Origin of the sequence: Pseudomonas kielensis (assembly GCF_014236655.1) — a bacterium.
In the GTDB taxonomy this organism is placed as follows: domain Bacteria; phylum Pseudomonadota; class Gammaproteobacteria; order Pseudomonadales; family Pseudomonadaceae; genus Aquipseudomonas; species Aquipseudomonas kielensis.
In genome coordinates this window covers 147,181-162,554 of the sequence record NZ_JACMYG010000004.1, presented here as the reverse complement: position 1 = coordinate 162,554, position 15,374 = coordinate 147,181, and the positions used below count along the sequence as shown (strand labels likewise).

Genomic DNA, 15,374 nt, shown 5'->3' with positions numbered 1-15,374 from the left:
ACCCAACGCTACTCATCCCCCGTCCTACACCGCCCCACCCTTGCTCCCACCCCCTGCGCCGGCCTACTCTAGGCACCGCGCAAACGTTTCACCCCCCCGCCCCACCGACAAGCCGCCACCTGGCTGGCCACGAGGCTTACTCATGTTTGATGTCGTCTCTTCGAGCAAATGGCCCACCGGCTATCTGATCAATCCCAACGTAGAACCCCTCGATCCGAAATGGCTGACCGAGTTCAGCAAGATCCCCGCCGCCGCCGTCAGTGACTGCCTGGGACGCAACGTCGGAGGCCTGGGGCTCAAGGCCTTCCATGGCAATGCGCCGATGCTCGGCAGCGCCCTGACCGTGCGCGTTCGCCCCGGCGACAACCTGATGATCCTCAAGGCCATGCAGATGGCCCGCCCCGGTGACGTGCTGGTGATCGACGGCAGCGCCGACCTGACCCGCGCCGTGTTCGGCGGCATCATGCGCGCCATGGCCCTCAAGGCCGGCATCGTCGGCGTGGTGATCAACGGCGCCCTGCGCGACCTCGACGAATGGCAGACCGGCGAACTGCCGGCCTATGCCATCGGTGGCGTGCACCGGGGCCCGAGCACCGACGGTGGCGGCGAGATCAACGTACCGATCTCCTGCGCCGGCATGCTCGTAGCACCTGGCGACCTGATGATCGGCGACGGTGACGGCGTCGTCGCCGCTGCCCGCGCCGAATTGCCGGAACTGCTGGTGCGTTGCCACGACCTGCTGGCCCGCGAACAGGCTACGCTTGCGGCTATCGAAGCTGGCACCCTGGACCCGGATCGCTTTGACGCTATCCTGCGCGCCAAGGGTTGCCCGGTCTGACGCCAAAAGCATCGCGAGCAAGCCGCAAGCGGGCGCCCGCTTGCGGCTTGCCCGCGATGAGGTCCACAAGGTCACCGCCACTCACAAGGAGGTTCGTGCATGTTCGATTTCCACCCCCAGCTCAAGCAGCGTTTCGCTGCCCTGCGCACGGGCGCTGAATTTTTTTCGCTGCGCTACGTGCGCGAATCTGGCCAGTACCTGTCGGTACGCAAGAACGTCGCCGAGCCACCCCACCTGAGCCGCGACGAAGGCGCGATGCTGACCGCCCGGGTCAATGGCGTCGAAGCCTATGCCGCGACCAACGACCTGTCGCCCGCCGGCCTGCAGGCCGCCCTCGACCGCGCCGAACAACAGGCCCGCGCGCTCGCGGCCCACGCCCTGCTCGACCTGCGCCAGCAGGCCGTTTCCAGCGAACGTGGCGACTACCTGTCACCGAATCTGCAACAGCCCTTCCCGTCCCTCAGCGAGTGCTACCAACTGCTCGGCGCCGAATCCGCCGCCGTGCCCAAGGACGAGCGCCTGGTGAACTGGCAGGTCAGCATCGGCATCAACCATGTCGAGCAGATTTACCTCAACAGCGCCGGCGCCGAACTGCGCCAGGCGCAACGTTTTGTCTACCCGGGCCTGGACGTCACCGCCTACGACGGCCACGACAGCCAGACCCGCAGCCTGGGCCGCGAGAACTTCGGCCAGCAAGGCAGCGCCGACGTCATCAGTCGTTGCGGGCTGATCGGCGCAGGCCCCCTGGTCGCCGACCAGGCCCTGCAGTTGCTCCTCGCCCCCAACACCCCGCAAGGTGTGCGCGACCTGCTGTTGATGCCCGACCAGATGATGCTGCAGATCCACGAATCCATCGGCCACCCGCTGGAGCTGGACCGCATCCTCGGTGACGAGCGCAATTACGCCGGCACCAGCTTCGTCAAGGCCAGCGACTTCGGCCACCTGCAATATGGCTCGCGGCTGCTCAATGTGACCTTCGACCCGGACATTCCCGAAGAGCTCGCCAGCTACGCCCATGACGACGACGGCACTGCCGCCAGCAAGCAGTTCCTGATCCGCGAGGGCCGGCTGGAACGCCCACTGGGCGGTGCGCTGTCGCAGTTTCGCGCCGGCCTCGGCGGCGTTGCCAACAGCCGCGCCTGCGGCTGGAACCGGCCGCCGATCGACCGCATGGCCAACCTCAACATCGAGCCGGGCGAGCAGTCCCTCGAGCAACTGATCGGCGGCATCGAGCACGGCGTGATGATGTCGACCAACCGCTCCTGGTCCATCGACGATGCGCGCAACAAGTTCCAGTTCGGCTGCGAGTGGGGCCAACTGATTGAAAACGGCGAACTCAAGGGCGTGGTGAAGAACCCCAACTACCGGGGCATCAGCGCGCAGTTCTGGAACAACCTCAGCGCCGTGGGCGACCGCAGTACGTTCAAGGTGCTGGGCACGCCGAACTGTGGCAAAGGCGAACCGAACCAGGTGATCCGCGTGGGTCATGCCTCGCCGGCCTGCGTATTCAGCAACATTGATGTGTTTGGGGGAGATGCCTGATGAGCAGCGCATTGAGTCAGGTCGAACAGTTCAAGGCCCTGGTGTCCTGGCTGCGCAGCGCCTTGCGCGAGCCGGAGCAATTCACCTTGAGCTATGCCGCCGAATCCTCGGCGTTCGTACGCTTCAACCACGCCAAAGTGCGCCAGGCCGGAGAGGTGCAACAGGCCAGCCTGGGCTTCAAGCTGATCGACGAGGACCGGCACGCCGACCTCAACATCACCCTGGCCGGCGACCCGCAAGTCGACCAGCAACGCCTGGCCGAGGGCCTGCAGCAGTTGCGCGAGACCCTGCCCTTGCTGCCACCGGACCCGTACCTGCTGCTCAACCACACCGGCTGGCAGAGCAAGCAAGTGCAGGAGCACCCGCTGCCGGACACCGCCCAGGTGGTGGAGCAGATCACCCGTGCGGCCGAAGGCCTGGACCTGGTCGGTTTTTATGCCGCCGGCCCCATCAGCCGTGGTTTTGCCAGCTCGGCCGGCGCTTTCGGTTGGCACCAGGCCAACAGCTTCAACTTTGATTTCAGCCTGTTCCACGCCAATGGCCAGGCGGTAAAGGCCAGCTACGCCGGGCACGACTGGAGCGACGCCGGTTTTGCCAAACGCTTTGAACAGGCGCGCGAGCAACTGCAGTACCTGGGCCGACCGCTGCATACCCTGGCACCCGGGCAATACCGGGCCTACCTGGCCCCGGCCGCACTCGACGAGATTCTCGGCATGCTCTGCTGGGGTGGTTTCTCGGCACAGTCGATTGCCAGCAAAAGCAGTCCGTTGCAAAAACTCTACGGCGGCGACCAGCACTTCAGCCCGCTGCTGGATCTTGCGGAGAAAGTCAGCGGCTCCCTGAGCCCGGCGTTTTCCGGCGAGGGCTACCCACGCAGCGACCTGGCACTGATTGTCGCCGGCGCGGCAGGCGAACGACTGGTGGGCTCGCGCAGCGCCGCCGAGTATGGCCTGACCGCCAACGGTGCGGGCGGCGGTGAGTCGCCCAGCGCCCTGAACATGGCGGCCGGCACCCTGCCCGAAGCCGAGATTCTCAAGCAACTGGGCACGGGCCTGTACATCAGCAACCTGTGGTACCTGAACTACTCGGACCAGCCGGCCGCGCGCCTGACGGGCATGACCCGTTTCGCCACCTTCTGGGTCGAGAACGGCGAGATCCAGGCACCGGTCAACACCATGCGTTTCGACGACAGCGCCTACAGCCTGCTGGGCTCGCAGCTGGAAGCGCTGACCCAGGAGCGCGAGCTGATTCTGTCGGCCAGCACCTACGACCAGCGTGCCACGGCATCGGCGCTGCTGCCGGGAGCGCTGGTCAGCCGTTTGACCCTGACCTTGTAAACACACTCTGTAGCCGTTGGCGAAGCCTGCGTTCGAGGACGCAGTCCTCGCAAAATCCGCAAGCGCATTTCTTCTGAAGAAACGTGATTGTCAGGTTTCACAACCGCTTCGCGGCCGAATGCAGGCTTCGCCAGCGGCTACAGGGGTTCCATCGCTCTGCGGCTGATGTCATCAAACAATGCCTAGAGGTCCCATGCCCAATCGCCCTGACCTGGACGCCACCACCGCCCGCTGGATTCCCTGGGTGGTGGCGATTGCGTTTTTCATGCAGTCCCTCGACGGGACCATCCTCAACACCGCCCTGCCCGCCATGGCCCGCGACTTGGCCGAAGACCCATTGCGCATGCAGGGGGTGATCATTGCCTACATGCTCACCGTGGCACTGCTGATTCCCGCGTCGGGCTGGATCGCCGACCGCTTCGGCACCAAAAAGATCTTCTTCAGCGCGATCCTGCTGTTCAGCTTTGGCTCCCTGCTCTGCGCGCTGTCGCAGACCCTGAGCATGCTGATCGGCGCCCGGGTGATCCAAGGCCTGGGGGGCGCCTTGATGTTGCCGGTCGGGCGCCTGGTGGTGTTGCGCGCCTACCCCCGCTCGGAACTGGTGCGGATCATGGGGTTCATCACCATTCCCGGCCTGCTCGGCCCGCTGATCGGGCCGACCATGGGCGGCTGGATGGTGCAGTACCTGACCTGGCACTGGATCTTCCTGATCAACCTGCCCGTGGGCCTGGTGGGTTGCTACGCCGTCTGGAAGTTCATCCCCGACCTGCGGGGCACTGAGCGCACGCGCTTCGATGGCCTGGGCTTCGTGCTGTTCGGCGCGGCCATGGTGCTGATTACCATCGCCATGGAAGGCCTGGGCGAACTGCACCTACCGCACCTGCGGGTAATGTTGCTGCTGTTCGGTGGCATGGCCTGCCTGGCGGCCTACTGGCTGCGGGCCGGGCATATCGACAACCCGCTGTTCGCGCCGTCGCTGTTCCGGACCCGAACCTTCGCCGTGGGCATTCTGGGCAACCTGTTCGCCCGCCTGGGCAGCGGCGCATTGCCGTTCCTGGTGCCATTGCTGCTGCAGGTGGCACTGGGTTATTCGCCCTCCCAGGCCGGGATGAGCATGCTGCCATTGGCCGCGGCCGCCATGCTTGCCAAGTCGGTGGCACGACCGTTGATCGAGCGTTTTGGCTACCGCATGGTGCTCACCAGCAACACCCTGGCGCTGGGGATCATGCTGGCGAGCATGGGCCTGGTCAGCGAGCAGACGCCCTACTGGCTGCTGCTGGTGCACCTGGGCGTGCTCGGGGCCATCAACTCCCTGCAGTTCACCGCGATGAACACCGTGACCCTGATCGACCTCGACGACGCCAGCGCCAGCAGCGGCAACAGCCTGCTGTCGGTGGTCGCGCAACTGTCCCTGAGCCTGGGGGTGGCCTGTGCCGGCGCGTTGCTGGGCGGCTTCACCGCCGAGGTCGGCAACGATGGCGTGGACACCATTCTCGGGGCGTTTCAGCTGACCTTTGTCACCGTCGGCATCATGGCCATGCTGGCCGCGACGATCTTCTCCCAGCTGTCCAGAGAAGACGGACGGCGCGTCAAACGTCCGGAATCGCACATCGAACCTTAGGGCGAATGGCCACCGGACTGGTACACTGCGCGACATTTTGTTTTGCAGGCCAGTCCCGTGACCACCATCGCCACCGCTTTTAATACTTTGCCGCTGTCCGCCGCCATGCTGGCTAACCTCGACTCTTTGGGTTATGCCGAGATGACGCCGATCCAGGCGCAAAGCTTGCCGGTGATCCTCAAGGGGATGGATCTGATTGCCCAGGCCAAGACCGGCAGCGGCAAGACTGCCGCCTTTGGTATCGGCCTGCTGAACCCGATCAACCCGCGCTTCTTCGGTTGCCAGGCGCTGGTCATCTGCCCGACCCGCGAGCTGGCCGACCAGGTCGCCAAGGAAATCCGTCGCCTGGCCCGTGCCGAAGACAACATCAAGGTCCTGACCCTGTGTGGCGGCGTACCGTTCGGCCCGCAGATCGGCTCCCTGGAGCACGGCGCGCACATCATCGTCGGCACCCCGGGCCGCATCCAGCAGCACCTGCGCAAGGGTTCGCTGGTCCTGCACGGCCTGAACACGCTGATCCTCGACGAAGCCGACCGCATGCTCGACATGGGTTTCTACGACTCCATCGAAGAAATCATTGCCCAGAGCCCGGAGCGCCGCCAGACCCTGCTGTTCTCCGCCACTTACCCGGTGGGCATCAAGCAACTGGCCGCCAAGTTCATGCGCAACCCGCAGCAAGTGAAGGCCGAGGCGTTCCACGACGACACCCAGATCGAGCAGCGCTTCTTCGAGATTTCCCCGGAAGAGCGCATGGACGCCGTGGTCAAGGTGCTTGCGCACTACCGTCCGCAGTCCACCGTGGCGTTCTGCTTCACCAAGCAGCAAGTGCAGGAAACCGTCGATCACCTGACCGCCAAGGGCATCTCGGCCGTCGGCCTGCACGGTGACCTGGAGCAACGTGACCGTGACCAGGTCCTGGCGATGTTCGCCAACCGCAGCACCTCGGTCCTGGTCGCCACCGATGTGGCCGCCCGTGGCCTGGACATCGATGCGCTGGACATGGTGATCAACGTCGAGCTGGCCCGGGATTCGGAAATCCATATCCACCGCGTTGGCCGTACCGGTCGTGCCGGTGAAAAAGGTATCGCGATCAGCCTGGTGGCGCCGTCCGAAGCCCACCGTGCCCAGGCCATCGAGCTGCTGCAGAAGTCGCCGCTGAGCTGGGATCAACTGAGCAACCTGCCCTCCCAGGGCGGTGGTCCGCTGCTGCCGGCCATGAGCACCCTGTGCATCGGTGCCGGGCGCAAGGACAAGGTGCGTCCGGGCGATATCCTTGGCGCACTGACCGGCGACGCCGGCGTGCCGGGTGCCCAGGTCGGCAAGATCGCGATCTTCGACTTCCAGGCCTACGTGGCCGTGGACCGCAGCATCGCCAAGCAGGCTGTGCAGCGCTTGAGCGAAGGCAAGATCAAAGGCCGCTCGTTGCGCGTGCGGATTTTGTAAGCGATCTTCATCCCAACGAAGATCCCTGTGGGAGCGGGCTTGCCCGCGATAGCGGACTGACAGACAACATCAATGTTGAATGTGCCAGCCCCATCGCAAGCAAGCCCGCTCCCACAGTCAGTTTTGTGATGACACACCAGAGGACACCGTTTTGCGCTCTACCGAAGTCGTGATCATTGGCGCTGGCGCCGCAGGGTTGATGTGTGCGCTGACCGCTGCCGGACGCGGGCGCAAGGTGTTGTTGCTGGACCACGCCAACAAGGCCGGCAAGAAAATCCTCATGTCGGGCGGCGGTCGCTGCAATTTCACCAACATGTACACCGAACCGAGCAATTTTCTCTCGCAGAATGCGCATTTCTGCAAATCCGCACTGGCCCGCTACACCCAGTGGGACTTCATCGGCATGGTGGCCAAGCATGGCGTGCCGTACCACGAGAAGAAGCTCGGCCAACTGTTCTGCGATAACAAGTCCAGTGACATCCTCGAGATGTTGCTCAGCGAGTGCGACCAGGCCGGCGTCAGCCTGCACCTGGACACCTCGATCCAGACCATCGAGAAGCTCGCCAGCGGCTACCTGCTGGACACCACCCTCGGCCAATTGACGTGCGAGTCCCTGGTGATCGCCACCGGCGGCCTGTCGATCCCGACCCTGGGTGCCACGGGCTTCGGGTATCAGGTCGCCCGCCAGTTCGGTCACGAACTGCTGCCGACCCGCGCCGGCCTGGTGCCGTTCACCATCACCGACCAGCTCAAGGAGCTGTGCGGCGAGTTGTCCGGCACCTCGGTGGACTGCCTGGTGAGCTGCAACGAGCAGAGTTTCCGCGAGAACATCCTGTTCACCCACCGCGGCCTCAGCGGCCCGGCGATCCTGCAGATTTCTTCGTTCTGGCAGTCCGGCGACACGGTTGAAATCAACCTGATGCCCGACCACGACGTACCGGCCTGGCTGCAACAGCAGCAAGCCGAACGGCCCAACAGCGAGCTGAAAACCCTGCTCGGCGAGATCTTCACCAAGAAGATGGCCAACCTGCTGGCTGACAACTGGTTCGTCTCCAAGCCGATGAAGCAGTACACCCACGCCGAAATTGCCGAGATCGCCGACAAGCTGGCGAGCTGGAAGCTGGTACCGGCCGGCACCGAAGGCTACCGCAATGCCGAGGTCACCCTGGGCGGTGTCGACACCCATGAAGTGTCCTCCAAGACCATGGAATCGCTGAAAAGCCCCGGGCTGTATTTCATCGGCGAAGTGCTGGATGTCACCGGCCACCTGGGCGGCTTCAACTTCCAGTGGGCCTGGGCTTCGGGCTACGCGGCGGCGCAGTACGTCTGATGCCTGCGTGCCCTTTGCAGGGGGCACGCAAACCGCCAAGGCCAATCCGACAAGGAACACTTTTTGCTGTCAGATGTGATCGACGCCATTGCGTCGGCGTCATTACTGGCTCAATTTAGCGTCATTGCCCCGGAAGGCCTTCGCACTTCATGCCATCGACTTCGTTTCGTCAGTCTCTGCGTCGCCTTTGGGCACTGGATAAATTCAGCTACAGCGTGCGGGTGTTCATCGCCCTGACCGGCAGCATGGCGCTGTGCTGGTACCAGGATGAGATGGGCCTGCTGATCCCGCTGTTCCTGGGGATTATCGCCAGCGCCCTGGCCGAAACCGACGACAGCTGGCAAGGCCGGCTCAATGCGCTGGCGGTCACGCTGGTGTGTTTCAGCGTCGCGGCATTCTCGGTCGAGCTGTTATTCCCCTACCCCTATATCTTCGTGTGCGCCCTGGCGCTGGCCAGCTTTGGCCTGACCATGCTCGGCGCCCTGGGCGAGCGGTATGGGGCGATTGCCTCGGCGACCCTGATTCTCTCGGTCTACACCATGATTGGCGTAGACCAGCGCGGCGGCGCGGTCACCGACTTGTGGCACGAGCCCCTGCTGCTGGTGGCCGGGGCGGCCTGGTACGGCCTGCTCTCGGTGTTGTGGCAGGCGCTGTTTTCCAACCAGCCGGTGCAACAGAGCCTGGCGCGGCTGTTCCGCGAGCTGGGGTTTTACCTCAAGCTCAAATCATCGCTGTTCGAGCCCGTCCGGCAGATGGACGTCGAGGCCCGGCGCCTGGAACTGGCGCAGCAGAACGGGCGAGTGGTCGCCGCCCTGAACGCCGCCAAGGAAATCATCCTGCACCGGGTCGGCAACGGGCGGCCGGGGTCGAAGGTCAGCCGCTACCTGAAGCTGTACTTCCTCGCCCAGGACATCCACGAACGCGCCAGCTCCTCGCACTACCCCTACAACGCCCTGGCCGATGCCTTCTTCCACAGTGACGTGCTGTTCCGCTGCCAACGCCTGCTGCGCCAGCAAGGCAAGGCCTGCCGGGCGCTGGCCGAGTCGATCCAGATGCGCCAGCCGTTTGTCTACGACGCCAGCTTCGCCCAGGCCCTGAGCGACCTCGACGCGTCCCTGGAGCACCTGCGCATCCAGAGCAATCCGGCCTGGCGCGGCCTGCTGCGCTCCTTGCGGGCCTTGGCCGCCAACCTTGGCACCCTCGACCGCCTGCTCAGCGATGCAAGCAACCCCGACAGCCTGGCCGATGCGACCGACAGCAGCCTGCTCGACCGCTCGCCACGCAACCTCAAGGATGTCTGGACCCGCCTGCGCACCCAACTGACGCCCACCTCGCTGCTGTTCCGGCATGCCCTGCGCCTGCCCCTGGCGTTGACCATCGGCTACGCCATGGTGCATTTGATCCACCCCTCGCAGGGCTACTGGATCATCCTCACCACGCTGTTTGTCTGCCAGCCGAACTACGGCGCGACCCGGCGCAAACTCGGGCAACGGATCATCGGCACCGCCATCGGCCTGACCGTGGCCTGGGCGCTGTTCGACCTGTTCCCCAATCCGCTGGTGCAATCGTGCTTCGCGATCGCCGCCGGCGTGGTGTTCTTCATCAACCGCACCACCCGCTACACCTTGGCCACGGCGGCAATCACGGTGATGGTGCTGTTCTGCTTCAACCAGGTCGGCGACGGCTACGGGCTGTTCCTGCCACGCCTGTTCGATACCTTGCTCGGCAGCCTTATCGCCGGCCTGGCGGTGTTCCTGTTCCTGCCGGACTGGCAGGGCCGCCGACTGAACAAGGTGCTGGCCAACACCCTGACCTGCAACAGCATCTACCTGCGCCAGATCATGCAGCAATATGCCGCCGGCAAACGGGACGACCTGGCCTACCGCCTGGCCCGCCGCAACGCGCACAACGCCGATGCCGCACTGTCCACGACCCTGGCCAACATGCTCATGGAGCCTGGGCATTTCCGTAAGGAAGCAGACGTCGGCTTCCGCTTCCTGGTGCTGTCCCACACCTTGCTCAGCTACCTCTCGGGCCTGGGTGCGCACCGCGAGACGCAGCTCCCGGATGAAGTGCGCGAGCACCTGATCGAAGGTGCCGGTGTCAGCCTGGCGGCGAGCATCGACGAAATCGCCCAGGGCCTGGCAAGCAAACTGCCGATCGCCATTCACAGCGACGCCGAAGAAGCCCTGGCCGCAGAGCTTGAGCAGATGCCGGATGAAATCGATGAAGGCCAGCGCCTGGTACAGAGCCAACTGGCGCTGATCTGCCGTCAGCTCGGGCCGTTAAGGACGCTGGCAGCGCATTTGATCAAGGATACGCGCCAGGATTGATCGCCGGGGGGGCTGTCGGGACCTCATCGCGGGCAGACGGAGTCCCGCCCGGCTCGCACACAGTAAATCTGGCGGCCCACAAATTTTGCGTATGGCCGCCAAATCTGTGGGGCCGGGCGCCCGCTGCGGCTTGCCCGGGGCCCGGGATGGCAGTGGGTCAGGCACCATAAATGTTGAATGGGGCGGCCCCATCGCTAGCAGGCTAGCCCCCGCAGGGTTTCACATCCCATGCTGACGAAGCAGCCGGTCGTAACTCCCATCGGCCTTCATCTCGGCGATTTCCCGATCGAACCCGGCGACGATCTTCGCGTGGTCCGGGTTCTTCAGGCTGACCAGGATATGCAGGCTGTTTTCACTCAAGGGCCGGGGCAAGAACTCCACCGCGTTGCGCACCTTGGGTGACTCACGCGCCAGGTAGTAGCGGGCCACATACTCGTCCTCCAGGGTCAATTGCACCCGGTCAGCCGCCAGCATCCGCACGGCCATGGCGAAGTTGTGCACCTGGACCTTCTGCAGGGCGGCGTCGCCGTCAAAGTCCGGGGAATAGGCATAACCGCGCACCACCGCGATCGGGTAGGTGTGCAACTGCTGCAGGTTGTTGTATTCGATGGGAGCATCCCTGCGCTTGAGAAAGCGGATGCGATTGAGCAGGTACTCGGCGGAATACTGCCCCAGATGGGTGCGCTCCTCGTTGTACCAGGCATTGACCAGGACGTCGTAGCGCCCCTCGCCCAGGCCCAGCAACGCCCTGGCCCAGGGTACTTGCTGGAAATCACTGGCATAACCGGCCCGCGCCAGCGCGGTGCTGACAATATCAGTGGCCAATCCACCATTGACCAGCGTGGCGTCAGTGAAGGGAGGCCAGACATCGGCCACCAGGCGCAACTTGTCTGCTGCAGCGCTCTGGCTCAGCAACAGCAGGCCAATCAAGGCCAAGACTCGATGCAATCGCGGCATGCCCATGGATCCTTAAAGGGCGCGAAGCCCAGCGTGTGTTGAGCCGGATTCGATACCCCGTACGCCGACTGGCGGCCACAACCCGGGCTATAACAATAGCTGACCACGGCTTCGGCAAAGTGCCTCAAAGCAGATTACACAAAGATGACCACGCCGCGCTAAATGAATGATGGCATTTTGGTCTTTGTCACAGAATTTCCTGCAGACAAGACATCACGCAGCCAGACGCTTAGTATCAGGACCAGACTTTTCTAAGGACGCGAAGATGACGGTTGAATGGGTTTGCAAACACCACAGTGACCTGGGCAAAGAGCAGCTCTATGCCATTTTGCAGTTGCGCACAGAGGTGTTCGTGGTCGAACAGAAGTGTGCCTACCAGGAAGTCGATGGCCTGGACCTGGACAGCGACACCTGCCACTTGATGGCCTGGGACGGTGATCAACTGGTGGCCTACGTGCGCCTGCTCGACCCGACCTCGCAAGGCGGTGACGTGGTGCTCGGCCGAGTGGTGATTGCACCGCAGGCCCGGGGCCAGGGCCTGGGTCATGAGCTGATGGCGCAGGCGCTCAAGCAGGCCGAGAAGCATTGGCCGCAGACTCCGATCTACCTGTCGGCCCAGGCCCATCTGCAGGGGTATTACGGGCGCTACGGGTTTGCCGTGGCCGGCGAGCAATACCTGGAAGACGGCATTGCGCATATCGGCATGCGCCGGCCCTGAAGGCTTTTCGCACAGTCGTGCTGGTTTGCCAGCACTCCTGTGCGAACTCAGGGATACCCCAACACCGCCTTGATCTGCCGCAGATGCTGCTCGATCCAGCGTGGATCGATCGCCCCCCACTCGCGAATACAGTAACGTCCGGCGTGGTTGCGCGCGCCGTCCTCCTGCTCGAACTCGCAGACCACATCCAGGTCCGCCAGGGCGGCAATGGTGTCCTGGGCCGTGCGCCGGGGCATACCGGTGATTTCGGTCAGCGCCGGGACACTGCTGGCCAGCCCGCTGTCGATCAGGTACGCCACGTACAGGCGACGGTAGAAGCTGCTCTTGGTCTTGCTCACGTCCATCCAGACACTCCTGCTGGTGATGATTACTGCATGTCCCGCCAGGTCAGATAAACCCGCAAATCGAATTCCAACTGGTGATAACCGGGCAGCATGTGTTCGCACAACTTGTAGAACGCCTTGTTGTGGTCGGACTCTTTGAAATGCGCAAGTTCGTGCACCACGATCATCTTGAGGAACTGCGGCGCGGCCTCCTTGAACAACGAGGCGATGCGGATTTCTTTCTTGGCCTTGAGCTTGCCGCCCTGCACCCGGGAGATGGCGGTATGCAGGCCCAGTGCGCGATGGGTCAGGTCCAGGCGGTTGTCGAACAACACTTTGTCGATGGCCGGCGCGTTGCGCAGGTACTCCTGCTTGAGCTCCAGCGCATAGCTGTACAGCGCCTTGTCACTCTGCACGGCGTGCTTGTCCGGGTAGCGTTGGCTCAGGTACTCGCCCAGCCGATCCTGCTCGATCAGTTGATGCACCTGCTGTTGCAGGGCGGCGGGATAAGCCTGGAGGTATTTAAGCGCGGTCATGGGGCAACGACAGAAGTCACGAAAGATCGCCAGTGTAGCGAATTCAGACGGTCGTCGCGCTCCAGTCGAACGGCTGCACAAAGTCCCTGACCTCCTCCGCCATCAATGGCCGCGCCACCAGGCAACCCTGGGCAAAGGGACAACCATTGGCCAGCAGCCACTGATACTGGGCAATCGATTCGACCCCTTCGGCGATCACCAGCACGCCGAATTGCCGCGCCAGCTCGATGATGTTTCGCGCCAGTGCCGCATCCCGGGGGGAGTCCAGGACCCGGGCGACCAGATGCCGGTCGAGCTTCAGGGTATCGAGTTCGACATCGCGCAGATGGGTCAGCGAACAAGGCCCCGCGCCGAAGTCGTCGAGCGCCACCCGCACCCCGAGGCTGCGCAGCAGGCGCAGTTGCTTGCGCGCTTCCTCGGGGTTGTGCAGCAAGGCCTCTTCGGTGATTTCCAGCTCCAATTGACGGGGCATCAACTGATGGCGCTCCAGCACCAGCCGCAACTCGGTAGCCAGGTTGGGCATGCCGAACTGGGTGTGGCTCAGGCTGACCGCCAGCACCATGTCTTCGCTGAACAGTTTGTCCCAGGTCTTTCGTTGCTGGGCACTGCTCTGGTAGATCCAGCTGCCCAGGCGACTGATCAGTTGTGCCTCTTCCAGCAACGGCAAGAACAGCCCCGGCGAGACATCGCCCACACTGGGATGTTGCCAGCGCAGCAAGGCCTCGAACCCACGTATGCGTCCATCGACCAACGAAACCTGAGGCTGGTAGACCAGGTTGAACTCCTTGTGTTCGATGGCCGAGCGCACGCTCTCCTCGAGCATCAAGCGGGTCCGCGCGCGACCATTCATGTCGTGGTCGTAGAAGCGGTACTGCTGGCGACCCGCGCGCTTGGCCTCATACATGGCGATATCGGCGGTACGCAGCAAGTCGTCGAGGCTGGCGCCGCAATCCGGGTACGTGGCGATGCCGATGCTCGCGCCCAGCGCCACGTCCAGCCCGTCAATCTGCTGACAGACCGACACCCGTTCTATGAGTTTTTCCGCCATCTTCGCCGCTTGCTCGGCAAACTCGAGGTCGAGCAGCGCGGTGAATTCATCCCCGCCCATGCGCGCCAGAATATCGAAGGGGCGCAGGCAGGCCTTCAACTGCTCCGCAACCCAGCGCAGCACCCGATCGCCGGCGTCATGCCCCAACGAATCGTTGACCCGCTTGAAGCCATCCAGATCCAGGTACAGCAACACCCAGACACTGCCCGCGCGCTCGCCGCGCAGCAGCAGGTTTTCCGTGGCCTGGTAGAACCCCCGGCGGTTGAGCAGGCCGGTCAGCGGATCGGTGACCGCCTGGAACTCCAGTTGCTGATGCAGGTGGCAGACCACCGACATGTCGAGCACGGTGACCACCATCGCTCGCTGCTCGGGCGGCAGCGGCGCACAGGATAGCGCCACCGGCACTTGCTGCCCGGACGCAGTGCGCAGCATCGCATCATGGGCGCGCCAGGTCTCGCCACGGCGGTAGTGAGCGTGGATATCCGAACCGCTCCACAGCGTGATCGGCGGCTTTTGCAGAAAATCGATGAAGCCTGTCCCCTGCAACTCGTCGACCCTGGCGCTGAGCAAGCGGCACATGGCCGGGTTGGCAAAGCGAACTCGCCCATCCTCGCCCACCACCAGGATGCCTTCGGCGGCATTCTCCAGCACCGAGGCGTTAAAGGCTCGCGCAGCCTCCAGGTCCCGGCTCAACTGCTGCAAGGCCCGGCGACTGCGCTGGTGCTCCAGCAGGGCCTGGACCTTGGGCTTGAGAATCTGTGGGTCGAACGGTTTGAACAGGTAGTCCACCGCGCCATGGGCATAGCCCTTGATCACGGCATCCGGGGATTGCTCGTTGGCGGTCAGGAAAATGATCGGGGTCAGTTGGGTGCGCTGGCTGCCGCGCATCAGGCGGGCCACTTCGAAGCCATCCATCCCCGGCATCTGCACGTCCAGCAGCACCAGGTCGACCTCGTGTTCAAGTAACAGATTCAGGGCTTCCAGGCCCGAGGCCGCGGTCATTACCTGCCAGTCCTGGCGCTGCAGCAAGGCACGCATGCTGACCAGGTTTTCCGGGTAATCATCAACGATCAAAAGAACCGAGCGGCCGTCACCTGGCTTAGGTTGCGCGCATTCCATGCTGCTTCTCTTTGTGGGGAGGGGTGAAACGGCTTACCGAAAAAACCGGAAAATTGCTGTGGTTTCACTCTAGACCGGGTTTTGCCCAATCAGTAGGCATCAACACGCCATCACCGCACCAAAGCAGGCGGCTCCCGACTAACGGACTGTCTTTGCAGGCCCCGCAAACCGCTAGGTGTGGCACGTCGCCATTTGGCTGGCGCCAATTAACCGCCAGACGGGCATTAAC

Annotated in this window: 12 protein-coding genes; 8 read left to right on the top strand and 4 right to left on the bottom strand. The window is 63.7% G+C overall.

Annotation, left to right across the window (positions count from 1 at the left end; genetic code table 11):
- Positions 1 to 142 precede the first annotated feature (142 nt).
- From H7995_RS05610 to yccS, 7 genes are all read left to right on the top strand, one after another.
- A complete protein-coding gene (locus H7995_RS05610) occupies positions 143 to 838 on the top strand; it encodes an RraA family protein (protein ID WP_095147478.1) in 696 nt (231 codons plus the stop codon).
- Between the two features lie 99 nt (positions 839 to 937).
- A complete protein-coding gene (locus H7995_RS05605; protein ID WP_166592295.1) occupies positions 938 to 2,380 on the top strand; it encodes a TldD/PmbA family protein in 1,443 nt (480 codons plus the stop codon).
- Positions 2,380 to 3,717 carry a TldD/PmbA family protein gene (locus H7995_RS05600; protein WP_182342705.1) on the top strand — a complete coding sequence of 446 codons (1,338 nt, stop codon included), beginning with the start codon at positions 2,380 to 2,382 and terminating at the stop codon, positions 3,715 to 3,717. The genes H7995_RS05605 and H7995_RS05600 overlap by 1 nt, the downstream gene beginning before the upstream one ends.
- 193 nt (positions 3,718 to 3,910) lie before the next feature.
- Positions 3,911 to 5,338 carry a multidrug transporter subunit MdtD gene (mdtD, locus tag H7995_RS05595; protein ID WP_166592297.1) on the top strand — a complete coding sequence of 476 codons (1,428 nt, stop codon included), beginning with the start codon at positions 3,911 to 3,913 and terminating at the stop codon, positions 5,336 to 5,338.
- A 105-nt stretch (positions 5,339 to 5,443) separates the two neighbouring features.
- The gene (gene dbpA / locus H7995_RS05590; RefSeq protein ID WP_232534648.1) at positions 5,444 to 6,781 is read left to right on the top strand and encodes an ATP-dependent RNA helicase DbpA; all 1,338 of its coding nucleotides are present in this window, start codon (positions 5,444 to 5,446) and stop codon (positions 6,779 to 6,781) included.
- A 151-nt stretch (positions 6,782 to 6,932) separates the two neighbouring features.
- On the top strand, positions 6,933 to 8,111 hold the full coding sequence (locus H7995_RS05585; RefSeq protein ID WP_185818096.1) for a BaiN/RdsA family NAD(P)/FAD-dependent oxidoreductase: 1,179 nt from the start codon (positions 6,933 to 6,935) through the stop codon (positions 8,109 to 8,111).
- A 149-nt stretch (positions 8,112 to 8,260) separates the two neighbouring features.
- Positions 8,261 to 10,444, top strand: coding sequence for a YccS family putative transporter (yccS, locus tag H7995_RS05580; RefSeq protein WP_166592300.1), 2,184 nt, complete (start codon positions 8,261 to 8,263; stop codon positions 10,442 to 10,444).
- Positions 10,445 to 10,663: 219 nt separating this feature from the next.
- On the opposite strand, the gene H7995_RS05575 is transcribed toward yccS, so the two are convergent.
- The gene (locus H7995_RS05575) at positions 10,664 to 11,401 is read right to left on the bottom strand and encodes a substrate-binding periplasmic protein (RefSeq protein ID WP_182342709.1); all 738 of its coding nucleotides are present in this window, start codon (positions 11,399 to 11,401) and stop codon (positions 10,664 to 10,666) included.
- 265 nt (positions 11,402 to 11,666) lie between these two features.
- Here H7995_RS05575 and H7995_RS05570 point away from each other — a divergent pair, with 265 nt between their 5' ends.
- Positions 11,667 to 12,119: a GNAT family N-acetyltransferase gene (locus tag H7995_RS05570; protein ID WP_166592302.1), complete on the top strand. Its 453-nt coding sequence runs from the start codon at positions 11,667 to 11,669 to the stop codon at positions 12,117 to 12,119.
- Positions 12,120 to 12,166: 47 nt separating this feature from the next.
- Here H7995_RS05570 and H7995_RS05565 read toward each other — a convergent pair whose 3' ends face one another.
- From H7995_RS05565 to H7995_RS05555, 3 genes are read right to left on the bottom strand one after another with little or no spacing between them, the layout of a single operon-like run.
- Positions 12,167 to 12,463, bottom strand: a complete 297-nt coding sequence (locus tag H7995_RS05565; protein WP_166592303.1) for a winged helix-turn-helix domain-containing protein — start codon at positions 12,461 to 12,463, stop codon at positions 12,167 to 12,169.
- Positions 12,464 to 12,486: 23 nt separating this feature from the next.
- The gene (locus H7995_RS05560; protein WP_166592304.1) at positions 12,487 to 12,978 is read right to left on the bottom strand and encodes a M48 metallopeptidase family protein; all 492 of its coding nucleotides are present in this window, start codon (positions 12,976 to 12,978) and stop codon (positions 12,487 to 12,489) included.
- A 43-nt stretch (positions 12,979 to 13,021) separates the two neighbouring features.
- Positions 13,022 to 15,145: a putative bifunctional diguanylate cyclase/phosphodiesterase gene (locus H7995_RS05555; RefSeq protein WP_185818095.1), complete on the bottom strand. Its 2,124-nt coding sequence runs from the start codon at positions 15,143 to 15,145 to the stop codon at positions 13,022 to 13,024.
- Positions 15,146 to 15,374 lie beyond the last annotated feature (229 nt).

What these genes read in the sequence shown, in the direction of transcription:
- yccS (WP_166592300.1), top strand. Translation starts at nt 8,261, where the DNA reads ATGCCATCGACTTCGTTTCGTCAGTCTCTGCGTCGCCTTTGGGCACTG.
- H7995_RS05555 (WP_185818095.1), bottom strand. Translation starts at nt 15,145, where the DNA reads ATGGAATGCGCGCAACCTAAGCCAGGTGACGGCCGCTCGGTTCTTTTG.
- mdtD (WP_166592297.1), top strand. Translation starts at nt 3,911, where the DNA reads ATGCCCAATCGCCCTGACCTGGACGCCACCACCGCCCGCTGGATTCCC.
- H7995_RS05600 (WP_182342705.1), top strand. Translation starts at nt 2,380, where the DNA reads ATGAGCAGCGCATTGAGTCAGGTCGAACAGTTCAAGGCCCTGGTGTCC.
- H7995_RS05570 (WP_166592302.1), top strand. Translation starts at nt 11,667, where the DNA reads ATGACGGTTGAATGGGTTTGCAAACACCACAGTGACCTGGGCAAAGAG.
- dbpA (WP_232534648.1), top strand. Translation starts at nt 5,444, where the DNA reads ATGCTGGCTAACCTCGACTCTTTGGGTTATGCCGAGATGACGCCGATC.
- H7995_RS05605 (WP_166592295.1), top strand. Translation starts at nt 938, where the DNA reads ATGTTCGATTTCCACCCCCAGCTCAAGCAGCGTTTCGCTGCCCTGCGC.
- H7995_RS05575 (WP_182342709.1), bottom strand. Translation starts at nt 11,401, where the DNA reads ATGCCGCGATTGCATCGAGTCTTGGCCTTGATTGGCCTGCTGTTGCTG.
- H7995_RS05610 (WP_095147478.1), top strand. Translation starts at nt 143, where the DNA reads ATGTTTGATGTCGTCTCTTCGAGCAAATGGCCCACCGGCTATCTGATC.
- H7995_RS05560 (WP_166592304.1), bottom strand. Translation starts at nt 12,978, where the DNA reads ATGACCGCGCTTAAATACCTCCAGGCTTATCCCGCCGCCCTGCAACAG.
- H7995_RS05565 (WP_166592303.1), bottom strand. Translation starts at nt 12,463, where the DNA reads ATGGACGTGAGCAAGACCAAGAGCAGCTTCTACCGTCGCCTGTACGTG.